At 67.1% G+C, this 21,732-nt stretch carries 23 protein-coding genes; 7 read left to right on the top strand and 16 right to left on the bottom strand.

Annotated features, from left to right (window positions below; all coding sequences use genetic code 11):
- Positions 1-94: 94 nt before the first annotated feature.
- Positions 95-1,882: a thiamine pyrophosphate-requiring protein gene (locus H0U68_RS04895; protein WP_296353247.1), complete on the top strand. Its 1,788-nt coding sequence runs from the start codon at positions 95-97 to the stop codon at positions 1,880-1,882.
- Between the two features lie 110 nt (positions 1,883-1,992).
- Here H0U68_RS04895 and H0U68_RS04890 read toward each other — a convergent pair whose 3' ends face one another.
- Genes H0U68_RS04890 through H0U68_RS04855 form a run of 8 tightly spaced genes read right to left on the bottom strand, consistent with a single transcriptional unit; the run spans position 1,993 to position 7,083 of the window.
- On the bottom strand, positions 1,993-2,808 hold the full coding sequence (locus H0U68_RS04890) for a LytTR family DNA-binding domain-containing protein (protein WP_296353245.1): 816 nt from the start codon (positions 2,806-2,808) through the stop codon (positions 1,993-1,995).
- Positions 2,805-3,857, bottom strand: a complete 1,053-nt coding sequence (locus tag H0U68_RS04885) for a histidine kinase (RefSeq protein ID WP_296353243.1) — start codon at positions 3,855-3,857, stop codon at positions 2,805-2,807. The genes H0U68_RS04890 and H0U68_RS04885 overlap by 4 nt, the downstream gene beginning before the upstream one ends.
- Complete coding sequence (locus tag H0U68_RS04880) at positions 3,854-4,153, bottom strand: 2TM domain-containing protein (RefSeq protein WP_296353240.1); 300 nt, start codon at positions 4,151-4,153, stop codon at positions 3,854-3,856. The genes H0U68_RS04885 and H0U68_RS04880 overlap by 4 nt, the downstream gene beginning before the upstream one ends.
- 12 nt (positions 4,154-4,165) lie before the next feature.
- Positions 4,166-5,227 carry a dienelactone hydrolase gene (locus tag H0U68_RS04875; protein WP_296353238.1) on the bottom strand — a complete coding sequence of 354 codons (1,062 nt, stop codon included), beginning with the start codon at positions 5,225-5,227 and terminating at the stop codon, positions 4,166-4,168.
- 11 nt (positions 5,228-5,238) lie between these two features.
- A complete protein-coding gene (locus H0U68_RS04870) occupies positions 5,239-5,523 on the bottom strand; it encodes a 2TM domain-containing protein (RefSeq protein ID WP_296353237.1) in 285 nt (94 codons plus the stop codon).
- Between the two features lie 35 nt (positions 5,524-5,558).
- Positions 5,559-6,113, bottom strand: a complete 555-nt coding sequence (locus tag H0U68_RS04865; protein WP_296353235.1) for a DUF6622 family protein — start codon at positions 6,111-6,113, stop codon at positions 5,559-5,561.
- 59 nt (positions 6,114-6,172) lie between these two features.
- Positions 6,173-6,586: a DUF2306 domain-containing protein gene (locus H0U68_RS04860; RefSeq protein ID WP_296353233.1), complete on the bottom strand. Its 414-nt coding sequence runs from the start codon at positions 6,584-6,586 to the stop codon at positions 6,173-6,175.
- A 32-nt stretch (positions 6,587-6,618) separates the two neighbouring features.
- A complete protein-coding gene (locus H0U68_RS04855) occupies positions 6,619-7,083 on the bottom strand; it encodes a MauE/DoxX family redox-associated membrane protein (protein ID WP_296353231.1) in 465 nt (154 codons plus the stop codon).
- 111 nt (positions 7,084-7,194) lie between these two features.
- On the opposite strand from H0U68_RS04855, the gene H0U68_RS04850 reads away from it, so the two are divergent.
- Positions 7,195-7,761 carry a DUF1439 domain-containing protein gene (locus tag H0U68_RS04850; RefSeq protein ID WP_296353230.1) on the top strand — a complete coding sequence of 189 codons (567 nt, stop codon included), beginning with the start codon at positions 7,195-7,197 and terminating at the stop codon, positions 7,759-7,761.
- A 65-nt stretch (positions 7,762-7,826) separates the two neighbouring features.
- Here the strand turns inward: H0U68_RS04850 and H0U68_RS04845 are convergent, their stop codons facing one another.
- The 3 genes from H0U68_RS04845 to H0U68_RS04835 all read right to left on the bottom strand — a co-directional run bounded on the left by H0U68_RS04845 (position 7,827) and on the right by H0U68_RS04835 (position 10,550).
- Positions 7,827-8,060, bottom strand: a complete 234-nt coding sequence (locus H0U68_RS04845) for a CsbD family protein (RefSeq protein WP_296353227.1) — start codon at positions 8,058-8,060, stop codon at positions 7,827-7,829.
- A 119-nt stretch (positions 8,061-8,179) separates the two neighbouring features.
- Entirely contained in the window at positions 8,180-9,355 is a 1,176-nt protein-coding gene (locus tag H0U68_RS04840; protein ID WP_296353225.1) for an acyl-CoA dehydrogenase family protein, read from the bottom strand.
- Between the two features lie 10 nt (positions 9,356-9,365).
- Entirely contained in the window at positions 9,366-10,550 is a 1,185-nt protein-coding gene (locus tag H0U68_RS04835) for a lipid-transfer protein (protein WP_296353223.1), read from the bottom strand.
- 101 nt (positions 10,551-10,651) lie between these two features.
- Between H0U68_RS04835 and H0U68_RS04830 the strand changes: the two genes are divergently transcribed.
- On the top strand, positions 10,652-11,476 hold the full coding sequence (locus H0U68_RS04830; protein WP_296353221.1) for an undecaprenyl-diphosphate phosphatase: 825 nt from the start codon (positions 10,652-10,654) through the stop codon (positions 11,474-11,476).
- 15 nt (positions 11,477-11,491) lie between these two features.
- Here H0U68_RS04830 and H0U68_RS04825 read toward each other — a convergent pair whose 3' ends face one another.
- Genes H0U68_RS04825 through mutS form a run of 3 tightly spaced genes read right to left on the bottom strand, consistent with a single transcriptional unit; the run spans position 11,492 to position 15,788 of the window.
- Complete coding sequence (locus H0U68_RS04825; protein WP_296353219.1) at positions 11,492-12,295, bottom strand: alpha/beta hydrolase; 804 nt, start codon at positions 12,293-12,295, stop codon at positions 11,492-11,494.
- 5 nt (positions 12,296-12,300) lie between these two features.
- A complete protein-coding gene (locus H0U68_RS04820) occupies positions 12,301-13,128 on the bottom strand; it encodes a proteasome-type protease (RefSeq protein WP_296353217.1) in 828 nt (275 codons plus the stop codon).
- The gene (gene mutS, locus H0U68_RS04815; protein ID WP_296353216.1) at positions 13,125-15,788 is read right to left on the bottom strand and encodes a DNA mismatch repair protein MutS; all 2,664 of its coding nucleotides are present in this window, start codon (positions 15,786-15,788) and stop codon (positions 13,125-13,127) included. The genes H0U68_RS04820 and mutS overlap by 4 nt, the downstream gene beginning before the upstream one ends.
- A 285-nt stretch (positions 15,789-16,073) precedes the next feature.
- Between mutS and H0U68_RS04810 the strand changes: the two genes are divergently transcribed.
- Complete coding sequence (locus tag H0U68_RS04810) at positions 16,074-17,663, top strand: tyrosine-type recombinase/integrase (RefSeq protein WP_296353214.1); 1,590 nt, start codon at positions 16,074-16,076, stop codon at positions 17,661-17,663.
- A 3-nt stretch (positions 17,664-17,666) separates the two neighbouring features.
- Here H0U68_RS04810 and H0U68_RS04805 read toward each other — a convergent pair whose 3' ends face one another.
- Positions 17,667-18,404: a DUF2971 domain-containing protein gene (locus H0U68_RS04805; protein ID WP_296353212.1), complete on the bottom strand. Its 738-nt coding sequence runs from the start codon at positions 18,402-18,404 to the stop codon at positions 17,667-17,669.
- 13 nt (positions 18,405-18,417) lie between these two features.
- On the opposite strand from H0U68_RS04805, the gene H0U68_RS04800 reads away from it, so the two are divergent.
- The 3 genes from H0U68_RS04800 (at position 18,418) to H0U68_RS04790 (ending at position 21,345) form a co-directional block, all read left to right on the top strand.
- Positions 18,418-19,068 carry a hypothetical protein gene (locus tag H0U68_RS04800; protein ID WP_296353210.1) on the top strand — a complete coding sequence of 217 codons (651 nt, stop codon included), beginning with the start codon at positions 18,418-18,420 and terminating at the stop codon, positions 19,066-19,068.
- 547 nt (positions 19,069-19,615) lie between these two features.
- The gene (dcm, locus tag H0U68_RS04795; RefSeq protein WP_296353208.1) at positions 19,616-20,917 is read left to right on the top strand and encodes a DNA (cytosine-5-)-methyltransferase; all 1,302 of its coding nucleotides are present in this window, start codon (positions 19,616-19,618) and stop codon (positions 20,915-20,917) included.
- A gap of 101 nt (positions 20,918-21,018) precedes the next feature.
- Complete coding sequence (locus tag H0U68_RS04790; RefSeq protein WP_296353206.1) at positions 21,019-21,345, top strand: hypothetical protein; 327 nt, start codon at positions 21,019-21,021, stop codon at positions 21,343-21,345.
- A 21-nt stretch (positions 21,346-21,366) separates the two neighbouring features.
- Here the strand turns inward: H0U68_RS04790 and H0U68_RS04785 are convergent.
- A partial coding sequence (locus H0U68_RS04785; protein ID WP_296353204.1) for a hypothetical protein occupies positions 21,367-21,732 on the bottom strand: 366 nt, incomplete at its 5' end.

Below are 21,732 nucleotides of genomic sequence, written 5' to 3'. Positions count from 1 at the left end.
AGACAGCCTCTTTCCCGGGCAACTCTTCCCGTTCACCTGTTTCGATCTGTAGCGTAGAGGTACGTATTGGGAGTACTCGCCCTAAGCTGCCTCAATGAGCAAGACGGTGGCAGACCAGATCCTCGAACGCCTGCACGCCTGGGGCGTGGCAACCGTGTTCGGTTACCCCGGCGACGGGATCAACGGCCTCATGGGGGCGTTCGACCGCATGGGCGATCGCATGCGCTTCATCCAGGCGCGGCACGAGGAGCTGGCCGCGTTCATGGCCAGCGCCCATGCCAAGTTCACCGGCGAGGTCGGCGTGTGCATGGCCACCTCGGGGCCGGGCGCGATCCACCTGCTCAATGGCCTGTATGACGCCAAGGCGGACCACCAGCCCGTGGTGGCCATCGTCGGCCAGCAGGCGCGCGCCGCACTCGGCGGCGACTACCAGCAGGAGGTTGACCTCCTGAGCCTGTTCAAGGACGTGGCGCACGAGTACGTGCAGATGGCCACCGTGCCCGGCCAGGTGCGCCACGTGATCGACCGGGCCATGCGCATCGCCCGCGACCAGCGCACCGTCACCTGCGTGATCGTGCCGCTGGATCTGCAGGAGGAAAGCGCGGTGGAGGAGCCGCCGCGCGAGCACGGCACGGTGCACAGCGGCATCGGCCTCACCGGCCGGCCGCTGCTGCCCGATGACGCTGGGCTGCAGGCCGCGGCCAAGGTGTTGAACGAAGGCAAGCGTGTGGCCATCCTGGCCGGCGCCGGTGCGCTGAACGCGGGCGACGAGCTGATTGAGATCGCCAACTGCCTGGGCGCCGGCATCGCCAAGGCGCTGCTGGGCAAGGCCGCCGTGTCCGACGAGCTGCCTTTCTGCACCGGCGCCATCGGCCTGCTGGGCACGCAGCCCAGCACCGAGATGATGGAGAACTGCGACACGCTGCTGATGGTGGGCTCGAGTTTTCCGTATTCGGAATTCCTGCCCAAGGAAGGCAAGGCGCGCGGCGTGCAGATCGACCTGGACGGCCGGCGGCTGGGCCTGCGCTACCCGATGGAGGTGAACCTGGTGGGCGATGCCAAGGCCACGCTGCACGCGCTGCTGCCGCTGCTGCAGCCCAAGGGCGACCCCGCCTGGCGCAACGAGATCGAGGAGAACGTGCGGCACTGGTGGACCACGCTGCAGGAGCGGGCCATGACCGACGTGCGGCCGATCAATCCGCAGCGGGTGTTCTGGGAACTGTCCTCGCGGCTGCCGGACGATTGCATCGTCACCTGCGACTCCGGCAGCTCGGCGGCTTGGTACGCGCGCGACCTCAAGCTCAGGCGCGGCATGATGGGCTCGCTCTCGGGCGGGCTGGCCAGCATGGGCTGCGCGCTGCCGTATGCGCTGGCCGCGAAGTTCGCGCACCCCGGCCGGCCGGTGGTGGCGCTGCTGGGCGACGGCGCCATGCAGATGATCGGCATGAACGCGCTGATCACCATCGCCGACCACTGGAAGGAATGGGCCGACCCGCGCATGCCGATCATGGTGCTGAACAACGGCGACCTGAACATGGTGACCTGGGAGCAGCGCGCCAGCGCGGGCGAGCGGCGCTTCGACGCGTCGCAGTCGCTGCCGGCGTTTCCGTACGCGCAGTACGCCAAGCTGCTGGGTTTGGGCGGCATCCGCGTGGACCGGCCCGAGATGGTCGGCATTGCCTGGGAAGAGGCGCTGGACTCCGACCGCCCGGTGGTGCTGGACATGGTGGTCGACCCCACGGTGCCGCCGATTCCGCCGCACGTGACGGGCAAGCAGATGAAGAACTACCTGAAGGCGCTGATGGGCGGCGACGCGCAGGCGCTGGAGGTGGTGAAGGCCACCGCGCGCGAATGGTGGGCCGGCGTGCGCGCTGTGAAATAGCGAACGCCCAGACCGTTCAGCGATTGCCCAGGCCGTTCGCCCTGAGCTTGTCGAAGGGCGGTTCGTGCGCTGGGCTTCGACAGGCTCAGCCCGAACGGGGACTTTTGGCGCTACATCGGCTTGAACAGGTGGGCGTAGAGGCGGCTCACCGCCAGTTTCTCCGCGCGCCCGCGCAGCGCCAGATGCAGCTTGCCGGCCTCGTCGCGCGTCACCGCATCGATGGCCGATGCGCGCACGATGGTGCCGCGGTGCACCTGCCAGAACACTTGCGCATCCAGCTGCGGCGCCAGCTCCTTCAGCGGCGTGCGGATCAGGTATTCGTGGTCCGCCGTGAGCACGCGCACGTACTTGTCCGCGGCCTCGAAGTACAGCACCTCGTCCACCGGCACCATGCGGATGCTGCTGCCCACGCCGGCCTGGATGACTTTCAGCGGCGCCTGCGCCGGAGCCGGCGCGGCGCTGCCCAGCAGGTGGCGCAGTTGCGCGAGCATGTCGTCGGGCGGCGCGCCGGCGCTGTCCGTGGCCGCGCGGCGCGCCAGCGCGTCCTGCACGCGCGCCACTGTCTTGCGCAGGCGCTCCGGCTGCACGGGCTTCAACACATAGTCGATGGCCTGCGCCTCGAAGGCCTGCACCGCGTACTGGTCGTAGGCGGTGACGAACACCAGCGCGGGGAAGGGTTTTGCACCGGTGTCCTGCGGCCAGTCGTCCGCCAACTGCGCGGCCGCCTCCAGCCCGCCGATCCCCGGCATGCGGATGTCGAAGAACAGCACGTCGGGCTGGGTGTCCAGCGCCTGCTGCACGGCCGATGCGCCGTCGCCCACCACGCCGGCGATGCGCAGCTCGGGCCAGGCGCGCGCCAGCTCGGCCTGCAGCGCGCGCGCCAGCAGCGGTTCGTCCTCGGCGATCAGCGCGCTGGGTGCGTTCATGGCTGCAGCGGAATGCGGATGACGGTGCGTGCGCCTTCGCCGTACTGCGTGGTGAAGTCCAGCGCCGCGGTGTCGCCGTACAGCGTGGCCAGGCGCTCGCGCACCTGCGCCAGGCCGAAGCCCTTGCCGTCCTGCGGCGCGGCGGCACCTGCCACACCGCCGACACCGGTGTCCGTCACCTCGATGACCAGCTGCCCGCCTTCGGTGCGCGCGCGCACGTCGATGCGGCCGCCGCGCACCTTGGGTTCCAGCCCGTGCTGAATGCTGTTTTCCACCAGCGGCTGCAGCAGCAGCGTGGGCACCGGCGCGCCCGCCAGCTGCGGCGGCAGCTCCAGCGCGAAGGCCAGCCGCGGGCCCATGCGGATGGCCATCAGCTCCAGGTAGTCGCGCAGCCGGTCGAACTCGGCCTGCAGCGCGTGCGTGGTCGCGCGCGAGGCACCCAGCGTGGCGCGCAGGTAGGCGATCATGTGGTCCAGCATCTGCTGCGCCTGTACCGGGTCCAGGCCGATCAGCGCGCGCAGGTTGGCCAGCGTGTTGAACAGCATGTGCGGCTCCAGCTGCGTTTCCAGCAGCTTCAGGCGCGCCTCGTTCGCATGCTTGCGCGCTTCGTCCATCTTGCGTTCGAAGTACGCGCTGCGGTTGGCGCTGTAGAAGTAGTAGGTGCCGGCAATGCCCGCCATCGCCGTGATGAGGATGGAGTTGCGCAGGTCCGCTGCCCGGTCGATCACGCGGCCGGGCGTGTACAGGCCGAGCACCTGGCACAGCTGGTCGCCGATGAAGTTGCCGATGAAGTAGCCGCCGGCGATGCCGCCCACCACCAGCGCCACGCCCTGCCAGCCGCGCGGCCAGCCGGTGTCGGCGCTGGAGGGCAGCAGGTGCCGCCCGAGGTCCACCAGCGCCCAGATGGCGGTGCCGATGAACAGCGAGTACACGGCCGGTGGACCGTAGGGATGGTCCGGCTGGAAGGCGTATTGCACCGCGCCGATGGCCAGGCAGAACGCCAGCACCTGCAGCAGGTTCTGCAGCTTGCCGAGCCAGTCGATCCTCATGGGTTGCGGTTCTGCTCGCGCAGCAGCCGCTCGCGTTCCTTTTGCACCATGCGCTCGCGCAGGCCGCCGCCCCTGCCCAGCACGAACACCGAGATGCCGTGCAGCGCCAGCCCCAGCCCCCAGCCCAGCAGCGGGAACACCGACCAGGGCCGCTCGCCGAAGGCGTAGCGCGAAAGCGAAAAGATGAACAGGTTGACCACCACGTAGCCCGTGGCGTGGATGTACCAGCCCATCTTGGCGCCGGCACGCCTGCGCGCGATGCGGTCGATCTCGGTCGGGGTCAGGGAGCGCGTCATGTGCGGACGATTCTAGGGGAGCAGGTGCTGGCGGAAGAAGGCCGCGATCCGGCGGTCCACCTCGGGCAGCGCGGCGCGATCGAACCCCGGCGGGTCGCCGAGCAGGTCGCGCTCGATGGCGCCGAGCATTTCCATCGGCGGCGGCGGCGGCGGCGACAGCAGGATGCTGTGCCCGCCGGTGGGCAGGTGCGCGATCAGCTCGCAGCGCGGGCGGCAGGCCTGCAGCACGCGTTCGCCATGGAAGCGCGGCACCAGCCATTTGTCGCGGCCGGCGGTGACCAGGCCCAGCGGAATGCGCGGCGCGGCCAGGGACGCGAAGTCGAAGTCGGCCGCGCTCGGCACGCCGGCCACGGCGGCGGCGATGCGCGGATCGTCGTGGCCGACCAGTGCATCGTCGTCGAAGCGGTAGCGGATGACGGCCAGCGCGACCTTCTTCTTCAGGCCGTCGAATGCGTTGCCGTGCAGCGCGGCGTACAGGCCGGCGCAGGAGGCGAAGTCCTCTTCCAGGTGCGCCTCGCAGTGCTGACGGAACCGGCCGGGCGACCAGCGGCCGCCGGCCAGCGTGAGCGCGGTGTGGCCGCCGGCCGACTGGCCGAACACGCCGACTTTCTCGAAACCCAGCAGTGGCGCGAAGCGCGTGTCCTTCGCCACGGCGTCGATGGCGCGCGAGACTTCGCCGGGCCGCAGCTTCCAGCTGTCGGGGCCGGAGTTGGAGCCGTCGTAGCTGTTGTCCGCGTGGTGCTCGGGCATGGCGATCATGAAGCCGGCGCCGACCAGCGTGCGCGCCAGCTCGGTGTGCACCCAGGGGTTGCCGCCGGAGCCGTGCGACACGACCACCAGCCGGCCGTTGCCGCGCACTGGCTGCGCCTGGGACGCGAGCTGCAGCGTGAAGGGCCCGCGGCGCACCGGTTCGTCCTGCGCCTGCGTGGGATAGAACACGGTGACCGGGCCGTCCTGCTCCAGCCCCGGCAGCTGGGCGAAGCCGACGCCGGCCTGGGCCCAGGCGGCGCCCGCGGCCAGCGCGCAGGCGACGAGGTATCTGGCGAAGGAGCGGGACAGGAGAAAGCGGGGCATGGCGCCGCGCCTCACCATGTGTCGCGCTGCAGCGCCACGCGCTCGCGCTCCACCAGCCGCTGGTGCAGGCCGCCGCCGCCGGTGACCAGGAACACGACCAGGCCATGAACCGCCAGGCCGATGCCCCAGCCGAACGCCGGGTAGATGGCCCAGTGGCGCCCGGCCATGAAGGACAGCAGCATCAGCAGCGCGTTGACGGCGAGGAAGACGGTGGCATGGATGTACCAGCCCATTTTGGCGCCGGCGCGGCGGCGGGCGGTGCGTTCGAGGTCGGTGGTCTGTTGGTTCGATTGCATGGTGTTCTCCTTGGGTTTCGGTGGATGGACGGGGGTTACTGCGCGAGGACCGGGGCCGCGGCGCTGCGTTCGCCGGTCAGGCGCCAGAGGCCGGCGGCGCGGCCGGTGAAGATGCCGCTGAGGGCGCCGTACAGGGCGGCGCAGGCCAGCGCGAACTGCGAATCGGCGGCCAGGCGCGGATCGAGCGCCAGCTCCACGTTGATGGCATAGCGCGTCACGAAAATGGCCAGGATCAGTGCCAGCGGCACGAAGCTGCCGGGCAGGGTGAAGATGCGCGTGCCGGCGTCGTAGCGGCCGCGCTGCGGAATGCGGGCCACCAGGACGAACACGGTGGCCGCGGCGGCCAGCCAGGCGCCGGCCACGCCCGCCAGTTGCGCCGAGTTGCCGAACGCGGTGAACAGGCCCCACAGCGAAAACACGGTCATCGCCACCGGCATGATGGCCGTGCGCGCCAGGCTGGCGCTGCGCTCGCGCGCCTGGCTGATGCCCAGCGCGATCAGGCCGGCCAGCAGGCCCCAGACCCAAGGGGGCGTGTTCTTGACGATGGTGCCCAGCATCTGGGGGTTGTGCGTGACGATTTGCAGCAGCATGGAAGTTCTCCTGTTGGAAAGATGGAAGTTGAAGGTGGGAAGAGGGAGGAAAAAGGCGGTCAGGCCAGACCCAGCCATTGGCCGGACACGAGCTGGCCCAGGTAGCGCTGCGGCAGCAGCGTGAAGCCGCCGGCGACGATGCAGGCGCCGAAGTAGAGGCGCTGCATGATGAAACGGTGGCGGGCGACGTTGCCGCGCGCCAGGGACCAGAAGGCGCCGAACAGCCCGGCGAACGTCACCGGCACCAGCAGGTGGATCGGCGTGTAGCCGGCCAGGTTGGGCAGGCTGAAGTCGCGGATGAACACGGCCGACGCGGCGGTGACCACCATCAGCGTGACCCAGGCGTAGCCGAAGGCGCGGTGCAGTTTCGGCTGTTGTTTCAGGCCGCGGCGCGCCCACAGCGCCACCGGGCCGGTGACCAGTGCGCCCAGCGCGGCGGTCATGTGGACGGCAATGATCGGGGTCATTTGCATGGCGTTGCTCCGTGGTGTTTTTCCGTGGGCCTTCAGCGGGCGGCGGACCGGCGCAGCAGGAAGAACCAGATCCAGCCCAGGATGAACAGCTGCAGCGGGCCGCGCACCAGCAGGTAGACCGGGCCCCAGGCGTGGCCGCCCATGGGCACCTGCTGGAAAGCGGCGTACACATTGGCGGGGAAGAAGGCGATGAGCACCGCGGCGGCCACCCAGCCGGCCGCCACGCGCCAGCGCGGCAGGAAGAACCCGACGGCAATCGCGATCTCCAGCACGCCGGTGGCGTAGACCAGCGCCTCGCGCGCCGGCACCCAGGCGGGCAGCATCTGCACCATTGGCTGGGTCTGCAGGAAATGGCCGCTGGCGGTGAACAGGAACAGCAGGCCGAGGCCCCAGGCGGCAGGCGCGGCCGAAGGTGCCGTCTTGCGCCAGGCCGCCAGCATGCGGGCAATGGCGAGGGGTAGGGCCAGGAGGACAAGCATGAGGGTGGGCGTCAACATGGGAGCGACTTTGCCGGCGGCCCGGCGCGCGGGCCACCGGCTTGGGACGAAGCGCGGAATGCATGGCGCGAAATGCAGCCGGCGCGTGCGAAATGCGGCCAGAATTCCGGCATGACCCGCCGACTCGCCTCGTTCCCGCGCCTGTTTCGTTTGCTGGCCCTGCTGTGGGTCGCCGCTTGGTTGGCCGGCTGCGCCACCGGACCGCGCACCGTCGAGGTGCCGCGCGACCAGCTGCAGGCGGCGCTGGCCAAGCGCTTTCCTTTCCAGGCCCGCTTTCTCGACGTGGTGGACGTGCAGGCCTCGGCGCCCCGGCTGCAGCTGCTGCCGGAGAGCAACCGGGTGCGCACCAGCGTCGCGCTGGCGGCGTCGAGCCGGGTGCTGCGCAATACGCTGCAGGGGGACGTCGAGATGAGTTTCGGCCTGCGCTACGAGCCGGCGGACACCAGCATCCGCCTAGCGGACGTGCGGGTGGAGCGCATCGACCTGCAAGGCGTGCCGGAGGGCTTGCGCGGGCAATTGCAGCGCCTGGGCCCGTTCCTGGCCGAGCGCATGCTGGAAGGCGCGCCGCTGCACACCTTTTCGCCGGACCAGGTGGCCAAGGCGCAGGGCTGGACGCCGGGCGAGATCCGTGTGACTTCCAGCGGCCTGCGCATCAGCCTGCTGCCGCCGCTGCGCTGAAGGGCAGCCCAAAAAGAAACGGCCGGGCGTGAGCCCGGCCGTTGTTCATGCAGGAGCCCGCAGTGTTACTTGCGGCCCATGCTGTCGAGGTCTTCGTTGCCGCGGTTCAGCTCGATGTCGCGCTCGCGCTTTTCATCCAGGTTGTCCTTGATGTCGCCCACCTTTTCCTGGGCCTGGCCCTTGACCTGGCGCAGGTCGCCCTTGGCTTCCAGCGTCTTGTCGCCGGTCAGCTTGCCGACCTCTTCCTTGATCTTGCCGGTGGCCTGGTTGGTCATGCCCTTGACTTGGTCCTTGTTCATCCGGATACCTCTTTGTGAGCGAGGGAACATGCCCTCATGCATCCAAGATAGTGCCGCGGCCGAGGCGCGCCAGGGGGCGGGAATCCCTTCCGCGCGTGGGGAGGGTCCTACAGCCAGGTTCAGGCCGATGCATCGGCCCAGCGGGCGATGAGTTCCTTCATGATTTCGTTGGTGCCGGCAAAGATCTTCATCACCCGCGCATCGGCATACATGCGCGCGATCGGGTATTCGTTCATGTAGCCGGCGCCGCCGAACACCTGCAGGCACTCGTCCACCACGTTGCAATAGGTGTCGGTGACCCACCACTTGGCCATCGAGGCGGTGGCGGCGTCCAGCTTGCCCAGCAAGCGCATCTGAACCACGTGGTCCATGAACACGGTGGCTGCGGCCGAGCGGGTGAGCAGCTCGGCCATGCGGAAACGGATGTGCTGGAACTGCCCCACCGCCTGCCCAAACGCCTTGCGTTCGCGCGCATAGGCGTAGGTGAGGCGCACGGCATGCGCCATCTGCGCGGCGGCCGTCACGCCCAGGATGGAGCGCTCCACCGGCAGCTGCCCCATCAGCTGGTGCAGGCCGCGTCCGGGCTCGCCGCCCAGCACCGCGTCAGCGTCCAGGCGGCAGTCCTCGAAGAACAGCTCGCAGGTGTCCTGCGAATGCAGGCCCATCTTGTCCAGCACGCGGCCGACCGTCAGGCCGGGCATGCCGCGCGGATCCAGCAGGAACAGCGTGATGCCGCCCGCACTGCCCGGGCCCTGCGTGCGCGCGGCCACGATCAACAGCCCCATGTTGAGCGCGTTGGAGATGTAGGTCTTGGCACCCTGCAGCACGTAGCGGCCGTCGCGCAGCTCGGCGCGCGTGGCCATGCCTTTCAGGTCCGAGCCGGCGCCGGGTTCGGTCATGGCGATGGCGCCAACCGATTCGCCGCTGGCCAGCCGCGGCAGCCACTCGCTTTTCTGCGCCGGCGTGCCGTGCTCCATGACGTAGCCGGCCACGATGGAGTGCACGCCGCGCCCCACCAGGAAGCCGCTGTCGGCGGCCTGGGCCATGCCGCGGTAGATCACCGCTTCGTGGCTGAAGTCGCCGCCCGCGCCGCCGTACTCCGCCGGGATGTCCGTGGCCAGCAGGCCCAGGTCACCGGCCTTGCGCCAGGTGGCGAGGTCCACGCGGTGCTCACGCCGCCAGCGTTCCTCGTTCGGCGCGATCACCTCGCGCGCGAAGCGCGCCGCCGCGTCGAACAAGGCCGTGTGGTCCGCCGTCATCCACGGCGGCGGTACGGCCTCGGCGGGGTTGTGCATGGCCAGCGGCTCAGGCCGCCTTGCCGAACAGCGTGACCACGGCCGCGCCGCCCAGGCCCAGGTTGTGCTGCATGCCGATCTCGGCGCCGGACACCTGCGTCGGGCCGGCCGTGCCGCGCAGCTGGCGCGTGAGTTCGTAGCATTGCGCCAAGCCGGTGGCGCCCAGCGGATGGCCCTTGGACAGCAGGCCGCCCGAAGGATTCACCACCACCTGGCCGCCATAGGTGTTGTCGCCATCAGCCACGAAACGCGCCGCTTCGCCTTCGCCGCAAAAGCCCAGCGCCTCGTAGCTCAGCACCTCGTTCTGCGCGAAGCAGTCGTGCAGCTCGCACACGTCCACGTCCTGCGGGCCGACGCCGGCCTGCTCGTACACGGACTTCGCGGCCGCTTCGGTGAGTTTCGAGCCCACCAGGTCGATCATCGAGCCCGAGTCGAAAGTGCTGCGGAAATCGGTGGTGAGCTGCTGCGCCAGGATGCGCACCATGGGGGTGTTCGCCATCTTCTTGGCGAAGCGGTCGGACACCACCAGCGCCGCCGCCGCGCCCGATGTCGGCGGGCAGGCCATCAGCTTGTGCAGCACGCCGGGCCACAGCTCTTTCGATGCCAGCACGTCGTCGGCCGTGACCACGTCGCGAAACACCGCCAACGGGTTGTTGGCGGCGTGGCGGCTGGCCTTGGCGCGCACTTCGGCGAAGGTGGACAGCGGCGTGCCGTAGCGCTGCATGTGCTCGCGCCCGGCGCCGCCGAAGTACTTGAGCGCCAGCGGCAGGTTGGCCGATTCCAGTTCGTTGGCCATGTCCTCGAAACGCTGGAAGGTGTTGGGCCGGTCGTTCCAGTGGGTGGTGATGGCGCCCGGCTGCATCTGCTCGAAGCCGAAGGCCAGCACGCAGTCGGCAGCGCCGCCCATGATGGCCTGGCGCGCGAGGTACAGCGCGGTGGAGCCGCTGGAGCAGTTGTTGTTGACGTTGATGACCGGCATGCCGGTCATGCCCACTTCGTACAGCGCGCGCTGGCCGCTGGTGGAGTCGCCGTACACGTAGCCGGCGTAGGCCTGGTTGACCTCGTCGAGGTCGATGCCCGCGTCTTCCAGCGCGAGCCGGATGGCGGCGGCGCCCATGTCCAGGTATGACATGCTCTGGCCGGGTTTCTTGAAGGGGATCATCCCCACGCCGGCGATCCACACGTTGCTGCTCATCTGCGCTTCCCCTTGGTCGTCTCAATGGCGAATCGTAGTACGGCGCAGGGCCGCGAGGCAGTCGCGGGCGCGATAATCCGCCCTTTTGCCGAGGAGCGCGCGTGGACATTGTCCTGCTGGCCAAAGCCGCCGTCATGGGCGTGGTGGAGGGCCTGACCGAATTCCTGCCGATTTCCAGCACCGGCCACCTCATCCTTGCCGGGGCGCTGCTGCACTTCGACGACGAGAAGGCCAAGGTGTTCGACATCGCCATCCAGACCGGCGCGATCCTGGCCGTCATCATCGTCTACTGGCAGAAGATCCGCTCCACGCTGGCCGCGCTGCCGACGCAGCGGCAGGCCCAGCGCTTCAGCCTGAACGTGCTGGTGGCCTTCGTGCCCGCGGTGGTGTTCGGCTTGCTGCTGGGCAAGATGATCAAGTCGCACCTGTTCACGCCGGCGGTGGTAGCTACCACTTTCATCGTCGGCGGGATCATCATCCTGTGGGTGGAGCGCCGGCAGGAGCGCGCGGTGCGCGTGCAGGAAGCCGACGACATGGACTGGAAGGACGCGCTCAAGCTCGGCCTGGTGCAGTGCCTGGCCCTGGTGCCCGGCACCAGCCGCAGCGGCGCCACCATCATCGGCGGCATGCTGCTGGGCCTGTCGCGCAAGGCCGCCACCGATTTCTCGTTCTACCTCGCCATCCCGACGCTGATCGGCGCCGGCGCGTACAGCCTGCTCAAGGAGCGTGCGCTGCTGTCGATGGACGACCTGCCGATGTTCGCGGTGGGCCTGGTGTTCTCGTTTATCAGCGCGTGGCTGTGCGTGCGCTGGCTGCTGCGCTACATCTCCAGCCACAGCTTCACGCCGTTCGCCTGGTACCGCATCGCGTTCGGGATCGTGGTGCTGGCCACGGCCTGGAGCGGGCTGGTGGTCTGGGAGCCCTGAGGCGATTTTTAAAGGCTAGACACCCATCGCCAGCAGGCTGGCTTCCATGGCCGCGGCCGTGGCGGCCGGCTTCTCCATCGGAAACAGGTGGCTGCCGTCGATCATCGTCACGCGGCCCTGCGAAATCTTATGCGTGAGCGCCGTGCCGACCTGCTTCATCTCCTCGGATTGCAGGCCGCCGATGAAGGCCAGCGGGCAGCGCAGCGGATGGCGGCGCAGCAGGCGGTCCAGGTTGTGCGGCAGGGTGTTGTAGATCGCGGTCTCGACGTCCCGGTCGAAGCTCAGCGTGCGCTCGCCTTCAGCGTCGTGCATCGCATGGTTCACGTAGTCGTCCAGCACCGCCGGATCCCAATTCGCGAAGGCCTTCTTGTGCCGGAAATGCTCGCGCGCCGCTTCGCGATCAGGCCAGCGGTTCTTGCGCCTGCGGCTCACAGCGCCGGGCGAGAGCGCGCCGAACAGCGGCGTGCGCTTGGCGGCGGCCAGCGCCTGCGCCTTCCAGCCGCCCAGCAGCGGCGAATCCAGCTGCACCACGGCGCGGGCGACCTGCGGATGGCGCGCCGCGCACATCAGGCTGAGGAAGCCGCCGAGCGAATGGCCGGCCAGGATCACCGGCGCGCTGTCCTTGTCCGCCTCGCGTGCGGCGAAGTCGTGCAGCTGCTGCACCAGGTGCGGCCAGTTGTCGGTGACCGGGTACTTCGGGTCGTGGCCGAACTTGTCGACCGCCTTGACCGTGTAGCCGCGCGAACGCAGGTTCCTGAACAGCGCGCCGTAGGTGGCGGCGGGGAAGCTGTTGCCGTGCGAAAAAACGATCGTCGGCAAGGGCGTCAGATCAGCTTCTCGTCCGGCCGCGTGAGCTTTTTCAGCGGCTGGCTGCGCGGGCCGGACGTGAGCAGCGGCGTCTCGGTGTGCGCGCCATCCCAGACCGGGTCGTCCAGGCTGTCGAACACCTCGCGCAGCTTCTCGCCCCAGCTGGAATGCAGCATGCGGAAATACGGGTTCTGCATGTCGATGCAGACGATACGGTCGGTCTCGAAACGGTTGGCCTCGTACACCACCAGGTCCAGCGGCGGGCCGACCGACAGGTTGGACTTCATCGTGGAGTCCATCGACACCAGCGCGCACTTGGCGGCCTCGTCCAGCGCGGTGTCGGGCGTGATCACGCGGTCCAGCACCGGCTTGCCGTACTTGTACTCGCCGATCTGGAAATAGGGCGTCTCGGGCGTGGCCTCGATGAAGTTGCCGGCCGAATACACCTGGAACAGGCGCATGCCTTCGCCGCGGATCTGGCCGCCGAAGATCAGGGTGACGTTGAACTCCACGCCCGAGTGCTTCAGCGCCTCGGCGTCGCGGTCGTACACGTGGCGCACCGCCTGGCCGAGCACGCGCGCGGCGTCGAACATGCTGGTGGCGTTCCAGATGGTGACCGGTTCGTCGCGCTCGCGTTCCTTCAGCTGTTCCACCTGCAGGATCTCGCGCACCGACTGCGAGATGCTCAGGTTGCCGGCCGACAGCAGCACCATGAAGCGGTCGCCCGGCTTCTCGTACACGATCATCTTGCGGAAGGTGCTGATGTTGTCCACGCCCGCGTTGGTGCGCGAGTCGGAGAGGAACACCAGCCCGGCGTTGAGCTTGATGCCGACGCAATAGGTCATGGCTTGGTTTGTAGTTTTTTCAAGGAGTACAAGGCGTCCAGCGCTTCGCGCGGACTCAGCGCATCGGGGTTGATGGTGGATAGCGCGGCTTCCACCGCGCTCGGCCCGGAGGCCTCCGCCTCGGGCGGCTGCGCGAACAAGTCTACCTGCTCGCGCGTGTCGTCCTGGTGCTTCTCCAGCGCGGCAAGGGCATGGCGCGCGTGGTTCACCACGGCCCCCGGCATGCCGGCCAGCCGCGCCACCTGGATGCCGTAGCTGCGGCTGGCGGGACCCGGCTGGATTTCGTGCAGGAACACGATGTCGGCGCCCGACTCGGCCGCGCTCACGTGCACGTTGGCGGCGGCATGGTGCTTGGCCGGAAACTCGGTCAGCTCGAAATAGTGGGTGGCGAACAGGGTGTAGGCCTGCGTGCGGTCGTGCAGGTGGGCGGCGATGCCCGACGCCAGCGCCAAGCCGTCGAAGGTGGAGGTGCCGCGCCCGATCTCGTCCATCAGCACCAGGCTCTGCGGCGTGGCGGCATGCAGGATCTGCGCCGCTTCGGTCATCTCCAGCATGAAGGTGGACTGCGCATTGGCCAGGTCGTCGGCCGCGCCGATGCGCGTGTGGATCGCATCGAGCGGGCCGAGCCGGCAGCTTTGCGCCGGCACGTAGGAGCCCATGGACGCCATCAGGCAGACGATGGCCACCTGCCGCATGTAGGTCGACTTGCCGCCCATGTTGGGGCCGGTGATGATCTGCATGCGCTGCTTCGGGCCCAGGCGCGTGTCGTTGGCGATGAAGGCGCCGCTGGCGGTTTCCGCCAGCCGCGATTCCACCACCGGGTGGCGGCCCTGCACGATCTCGATGCCGGGCTCTTTCGTGAATTGCGGGCGGCACCAGTTCAGCGTGAGCGAGCGTTCGGCCAGCGCGCACAGCGCGTCCAGCGCGGCGATGGCGCGCGCCAGCCGGGTGAGCGCCGGCACGTGCGGCTGCAGGGCATCCAGCACCTGCTCGTACAGCCACTTCTCGCGCTGCAGCGCGCGTTCCTGCGCCGACAGCGCCTTGTCCTCGAAGGTCTTGAGCTCGGGCGTGATGAAGCGCTCGGCGTTCTTCAGGGTCTGGCGCCGACGGTAGTCGGCCGGCACCTTGTCCAGCTGGCCCTGCGTGATCTCGATGTAGAAGCCGTGCACGCGGTTGAACTGCACCCGCAGATTGCCGATGCCGGTGCGCGCGCGCTCGCGGCCTTCCAGTTCCAGCAGGAAGCCGTCGCAGTTGTCCTGGATGGCGCGCAGCTCGTCGAGCTCGGCGTCGAACCCGCCGGCGATCACGCCGCCGTCGCGCACCAGCGCGGCGGGTTCCGCGTGGATGGACTGGGTGAGGTGCTCGGGACAGCCGATGGGGGGCACGAGGTCGCGGGCCAGGGCTTCGACAAGCTCAGCCCGAACGGAACTCCCCCGTTCGTCCCGAGAGGAGCTCCCCCGTTCGCCTGGAACGGAACTTCCCCGTTCGTCCTGAGAGGAACTTCCCCGTTCGTCCTGAGCCTGTCGAAGGACCGCGATCAGCCCCTGCGCCTTCTTCAACGACTGGCACAGCCCCACCAGCTCGCGCGGCCGCACCTGGCGCAGCGCGATGCGCGCCGTGATGCGCTCGACGTCGCTCACGCCCTTCAATTCGCCGCGCAATTTTTGCCAGGTCCCTTCGCGCAATGCCGCGATGGCCTCCAGCCGCTGCCGCGCAACGCCGCGGTCGCGTGGCGGCTGCAGCATCCAGTCCTTCAGCGCGCGGCTGCCCATGCCGGTCATGCAGGTGTCCAGCAGCGAGAACAGCGTGGGCGAATCCTCGCCGCGCAAGGTCTGCACCAGCTCCAGGTTGCGGCGCGTGGTGACGGGCAGCTCGATCAGCTGGCCGTCGCGCTGCACCTGCAGCGTGCGCACGTGCGAGAGCGCGCGGCCCTGCGTGTGCTCCGCGAACGCCAATAGCGCCGCCGCCGCGGCGTGCGCACATTCCAGTTCCTCCGCGCCCCAGGCGGAGAGCGACGCCGCCTGCAGCTGCTCCAGCAGCTTGCGCTGGCCCAGGCCGGTGTCGAACTGCCATTCGGGCCGCTGCGTGAAGGCGAAGGTGGCGGAGGTCCGCAGGTGCTTCAGCCGCTGCTGGAACGCGGGCGTGGTGTCGGCGCTGAACAGCAGCTCGCTGGGCGCGATGCGGGCAATCCAGGCCAAAAGATCGTCGGCCGCGCACTCGGCCAGGTGCACCGCGCCTTGCGTGACGCTCAGCCAGGCCAGCCCCGCGCGGTTGCGCGGGCCCTGGTGCACCGCCAGCAGCATGGCCTCGGACTTGTCGGCCAGCAGCTCGGTGTCGGTCAGGGTGCCGGGGGTGACCACGCGCATCACCTTGCGCTCCACCGGCCCCTTGCTGGTGGCGACGTCGCCGATCTGCTCGCAGATGGCAACCGATTCGCCCATCTTGATGAGCCGCGCCAGGTAGTTCTCGAGCGAATGGAACGGCACGCCTGCCATCACCACCGGCTCGCCGGCCGACTGGCCGCGGCGGGTGAGCGTGAGGTCCAGCAGGCGCGCGGCTTTTTCCGCGTCGCCGTAGAACACCTCGTAGAAATCACCCATTCGGTAGAACACGAGCGTGTCGGGATGCTCCGCCTTGATGGCCAGGTACTGGACCATCATGGGGGTGTGTTTCTGCGCGTCCGCGGCTCCCCCCAGAGATTCAACTTTTTGACCGTCTTCCTTTGAAATCAATGAGTTAGCTCCACGTCCGCCTATTCATGTTCCATCAACTGCCTTAGTTCGCCCTCAACTTCCGCGCTCCTTATGGGGATTCCCTGGGGACCGTCCATTGGCCATAGCCGCTACACTCCGTTTCCAGTCCCCCTAGCTGCGATTAGGTGAGAATCCTCAGTGCAGCCTCACCCGTATTGCAGTCCCCTTCGGCATATCTTATTCGGAGGCCCGATGAAGACCGACCTGACCGTCAAGCTGATCAAGGGCCTGACCCTCGACGAGATACCCGTCGGAATCGATGCCCGAGGACACCTCGTCTTCGCGGCCAATCCGCGCAAGATCAGGGGTAAGGACAATTCCAAATTCAAGTCCAGCTACATCTTATGGGACTCGAACAGAGAGGCGCCTCCTGGCTTCGGCGTGAGGGTCGCCGCCAAGAAGACCTACGTGCTTCGTCGCAAGGTCCACGGCAAGTCGATCATGCCCACCGTCGGCAACTTCGCCGACTTCAATCGGATCGAGTTGGCCCGCGCGCGCGCGGCGGACTTGGCCCGGACGATGGTCGAGACCGGCATGAACCCCAACGAGCTGGCTCGGAAGGCGGCCAGCTCCGAGATCACGCTCCGGGAGGTCTTCGCCCGCTATCGGCAGCACCTGACGACCCGCAAGCAGAAGCCGGCGACGCCTGAGACGCTGCGCGTTCTCGACCGCGTCATCGGCAAGCACGAGAAGCTCGGCTGGATCGACAAGTCCATTCCGCAGATCACGGCGGACGCGATCGAGAAGAAGTATTTGGACAGCAAGGACGGCGTGGCCGCCAAAGAGCAGGCGTTCAGGACTGCATTCACCGCCGTGCGCTGGCTGATCAAGGTCGAGGCCATCGCGGCGGCTGGCGAGCGCCGCGAGCCGCGCGTGGTCGCCAACCCGTTCGAGATTCTCGGCATCAACAAGCATTTCCGCGCGCCCGACCAGATCGACCGGGAGCGCGACGAGCAGGGCAAGCGCAACCCGCTGCGGCCGTCCGCCTCGCTGGGCCCCTTCTTGGAGGCCGCGTGGAGCAAGCGGCTGCAAAACGACAACGAGACCGGCATCCACTACCTGGTCCTCATGCTCTTGTGGGGGTGCCGAAAAAGCGAGCACGCGAAGTGCGTGTGGCATGAGCTCCTGACCGAGCACGGGCCCGCCGGGGCTGGCCGCAAGACCACGAGCCACATCTGCCTGACGGAGGATCTGGATTGGGGCCCATACGTCTTCTTCTACAAGACGAAGAACGGGCGCAACCACCGCTTGCCGATCGCGCCCATGGCCCTGTCCCTGTTGAAGCAAAGGCAGGTGTCGGCGGCGGAGGAGGCCGCGCGCCGCGGTTTCGAAGCCAAATCGCGCAAGTTCGCGTTTCCCGCCCGCAACCCCACGTCCAAGACCGGCCACTACTCGGACCCCACCGACCTGCTCGGATCCCTGCGCGAGGAAATCGGGGTCGAGAAGCTGGCTCCGCACGACCTGCGCCGGTCGTTCGGCGGGATGATGACCGAGATCGGAGTGCCCGAAGGCATCAAGCGCTATTTCCTCAATCACGCGCGCTCGAACGTCACCGAGATCTACACCCAGGCCGAGTGGCGGTTGCTGCGAGAGTGGTTGACGAAGATCGAGCAGCAGATGTTCTTGAAGGCGCCCAACGTCTACAACGCCTTGAAGCCCGTTGACTGGCCCGCGATCCCCGCGCCGCCGCCCCACGTGTGCAGGCCGCCCAAGCCGCGCACGGGCAGGCCGCGAAAGAGCATGGGGAGCGCCGAGGTGGAGACGGTGCCCGCTGCGGCGTAAAGTTTAGAGCTCGTCGAGGTCGGCGATCTCGATGGGCTTGGGGGAAGCGTAAAGGGCGGAGCGCTTCACTTGGCCCTTGAACCCAAGTTTGTCCTTGAAGTAGTGGATGAAGGCGTCCACGAGCTCTTGGGGCGCTCTTGGGTCCAGCAGGATGTTTCGGATCAGATCGTGCGGATCGACGGGCAGCGCCAGGCCCGCCTTCTGCTCTCTTGCATCCGGGCAGTAGAGCGTCGCGCGCCACTCAACTTCGTGCTCGAAAGCGTCGCGCTTCATGTAGAGGGCATCAGCCGCCCGTTTGATGGTGAAACCTGCTTTCAGGTCGTTTGCGAGCTCCTGCGTTTTCGTCTTGAAGTCCGCGAGCTTGTAGTAGTCGACGTCCTTCGACCGCCACTTGAACTTCTGCTTCGTCGCGAACGCCCTCCCAGCGGCGTTGAGCTTCTCCTCGGTCGTGGAGATCCGAACTCCGAGCCCATGGGGCGAGTAGATGCGCCACATGGCGTCGGACGAGTAGGCGCGGGTCCAACACTGCGCGAAGAGCGCGTGGCTGCGCGGGTGCTTGATGAACTTCTCGTAGGGGTCGTCCCAGGTGCTGGGGTGCGCGAAGTGAAGCTCCTTGCGCTCGAAGACCTGCACCACGCGATGGAAATCCATGATCCGATATAGGAAGCCGCGCTGCTTGGGTGTTTCGTTCGCCATTCCATCATTGTCGAACACTAAGGCGCTGGCGGTAACATGGTGCATCCAAGGAGGCGCTATGTCAGGAGAAAGCAAACGGGTGGCCCAACTCGCCGAAGAGATCAAGTTTCGCGGCGAGAGAATGCGTCGCGTGGACGTGCTGACACTCATCACCATGTTGCCAGATGACGCCTTGTTGACCACCAGCGAAGCCGCTGTCTTCCTGCGTCGCTCCGTGAGCAAGATGGAGCGCATGCGCGTGGACGGCAACGGTCCGCCGTATGTCCAGGACGCCCCCGCGCCAGGTTCCAAGGCAACGAACCTAGCCGTGCTCTACGAAAAGGCCGCTATGAAGTCATGGGTCAAGAGTCACACGGCATCCAAGGCAATGGATCATGCTGCGCTGCAAGGGCGCACATTCGCGACGCTGCTCGACGCCGTCGACGAGATGGCGTTTTACTTCGACGGGCAAGGCCGCGTCGAAGGAGCGGTGGAGAACTTCACCGTCGCCCAAGTCATCGAGGGACTGGGGCGCCGCCGGATCGTCTGGATGCCAGCCGCCGAGGGCTGTTCCCGGCCCTGGGCTAACTTGGCCGCGCACAAGGAGCTCGCCGACCAGGTGCTCGCTGCGCTCTCGCGGTCGTCCCGCGCCATCGAGCAAAGCTTGCAGGCGACCGACATTGGGGAAGGGCTCGCCGAGCTGCCGACGGAGCCGCGTCGCGCCCTTTGAGGCCGTTGAAGGGATTTGCGTTCGTGTTGCGTGGTTCATGCGACCTACAGCGCTAGCACGCAAGTGACCTTAACTTCCCTCGCGGCGATACCCGATGCCCCTAAATCTCTGGGCCTGTCTTAAAATTCAACCACTCGGACATGTTTCGCATCCTGCGCACGGCGACAGGGTGCACATGTGACAAGCCGCTAGCTAGGCGATGCACGCTGAATGCTAGGGTCCGAGTCCAAGTGTGTTGACGGACTATGTGCCGTCCGCGACGCAGTTGGCCCGCAAGGGTCAAGGAGGCTCTTACTTATCGGTAGGAGCTTGCACCTGTCCGGTCTGCCCGCGTAACCCGGGGGTCTGCACACCCGCACGGAGCGCTTCGGTAAAGCCGTCAGTGCCAGGTGGTGTGACGGCCAGCCGAGGATGACGGACTTCAAAGCAATGTTCGACAGCGCAGAGCGCTGTCGCATGCTTGGAGTTCGTCATGTCACGTAAGTGCGACTTGCGCAGCGCGCCCGCAAATCCCTCTCCCTCTCCTGCTTCCGTTCCAGCATCCGCAGTGAACAACGTCCCCAAGCAAGGGGAGCACCTGTTCGAGCACGATGGCGTCAGGGCCGTTATCCAGTTTGCCCAGCACAAAGGGCAGTGGATTGCCGAATTTCGCTTTCGCTTTCGCTGCGGCCCATTCCACTCGGGCACGCTGCCGCTAACGATCAATTGCGGCCACCATGCCGATTTGCAGAACGCGCTCCACGATGCAGGCCGCCGTATGGGGCAATCCGTCGTTGCAGCGACCAACGGACATCAGCTCAACAAACGCCAGAAGAAGGCCGCCGATGCCCTGACGGCATGGGCCGCCCAGTTCAATGCAGCACCGACCACCGCTGCCAGCAAGCCAACCCCGCAACCCAAGCGCTTCCTGGACCTGTTCTCAGGGGTCGGCGGCTTTCACATCGCCATGAAGCAGTCCGGCGCGGTCTGTGCCGGTTCCGTCGAACTCGACGCCGCAGCCCGGAAGACCTATGCGGCGAATTTCCCCGGCGACTATGCAACGTGCGACGACATCCGCAAGGCCACCGCCAGCATGTTCGGCAAGGTAAACATCGTGTGTGGTGGCTTCCCTTGTCAGAGTTTCAGCCAGGCAGGTGACGGCGAGGGCTTAGGGCACGAGGACAAGGGGGCACTCTTTTTTGAGACCGCGCGCCTGATCGGCGACTTGGCCCCAGAGACCTTCATTCTGGAAAACGTGGAAGCGCTGGGCAGCCACGAGAAGGGCAAGACCCTGGACACCATCCTGGATGTCCTGACCGACCTCGGGTATGCCGTGCAGACCTGCGTGCTGAATTCTGGCGAATTCGGCCTGGCGCAAAACCGTCGCCGCATGTTCATCGTGGGCATCCACGACAGCGTGCTCACCAACCGCACCCCGTCGTTTGAATTCCCGCATGGCACCGATGCCTCCGTGGTGGTGGCTGACATTCTCGAATGCGCCGACGCCAGTGAGCAGTGCGAGCAGCCCATGGTGCGTCAGAAGGCGAACCCGAAAGCCCGTTCAAGCGCGATCGAGGTTGTGGGCCTGATCGACGGCAAAAACAACCAGGGCTATCGCGTCGCATCGCCGAAGGGCAAGGGCTTCACGCTTTGCGCCAACTCTGGGGGCCCCGGCTCCAAGACCGGGCTTTACCTGGTCGGCGGCAAACCGCGACGCCTGACGGCACGCGAATGCGCACGCATGCAGGGATTCCCGGAATCCTTCACCCCACACGCCCGCCCAGGCATCGCGAAGCGGCAGTTCGGCAACTCCGTTGCGGTGCCCGTAGTGGCGGCCATCGCAAAACAACTCGGCAAATCCATTCGCTGACCCGGATCAACCGCAGGCAATCGCCTGCGGCCACCCCGGTCGCGAGGAAGGGCTTAACGCTCGGGGATCAACACGCCCTTGTTTTGAAAAGGAAGCATGACATGTCAACACGAGATGCGAATTTATACGGAAGTTTCGAGGACTGGTTCCTCGCAAACATGGACACGGACTCGGCGCGCGACTTGCGCGAATACGGGGCCAGTTGCGGGATCGGCGGCTTGGTCTATTACAGCGATACCGTCCCGTTGTTTCACGCCTTCCAGGACGAAATCGAAACCCTGGCCACGGACGGCTACGACACGGAGCTGTGGCAGCTCGCCAAGGCGTGCGACGCGCGCGGCGTCACCCAGTTGAAGAACGCGCTGGTCTGGGCGGCGGCAGAGCGGCTGGCCCACACGCTTCGACACCAACTCGATGAACCGGTCTGAATCACTACAACCACCATCACCTCAACTGGAACCCATATGAATACGAATCAGAAAATGGCCCTGGAAAGACTCATTGCAATCGCGAAGCGCGACTCCGGCCAATGCCGGCGCGTTGCCAACTTCTTGCTGTGTTGGTGGGGCGTCGAGAGTTGTGGAGCTTGGGACATAACCGATGTCTGGTCTCTTGATCCAGCGATCACCGAAGACATTTTTACGGTGCTTGGCTTTTTGGCCCAGGGATGCGTCTATCCCGACCGTTTGGGATACGAAGACGACTTTCACCAGATTCTGAGGCAATGGCGTCCCCGGCTTGCCGTGGAATAGGCACGAGCAGAGAACGGCCATGACGTGCGCCCGTCGTGTGTAAAGGCGGCGACTGCCCGAGGC

It is taken from the genome of Ramlibacter sp., assembly GCF_013697775.1.
Lineage (GTDB): Bacteria > Pseudomonadota > Gammaproteobacteria > Burkholderiales > Burkholderiaceae_C > Ramlibacter.
Note: the sequence above shows the minus strand (reverse complement) of the source record. Positions and strands in the feature narration are given on the sequence as shown.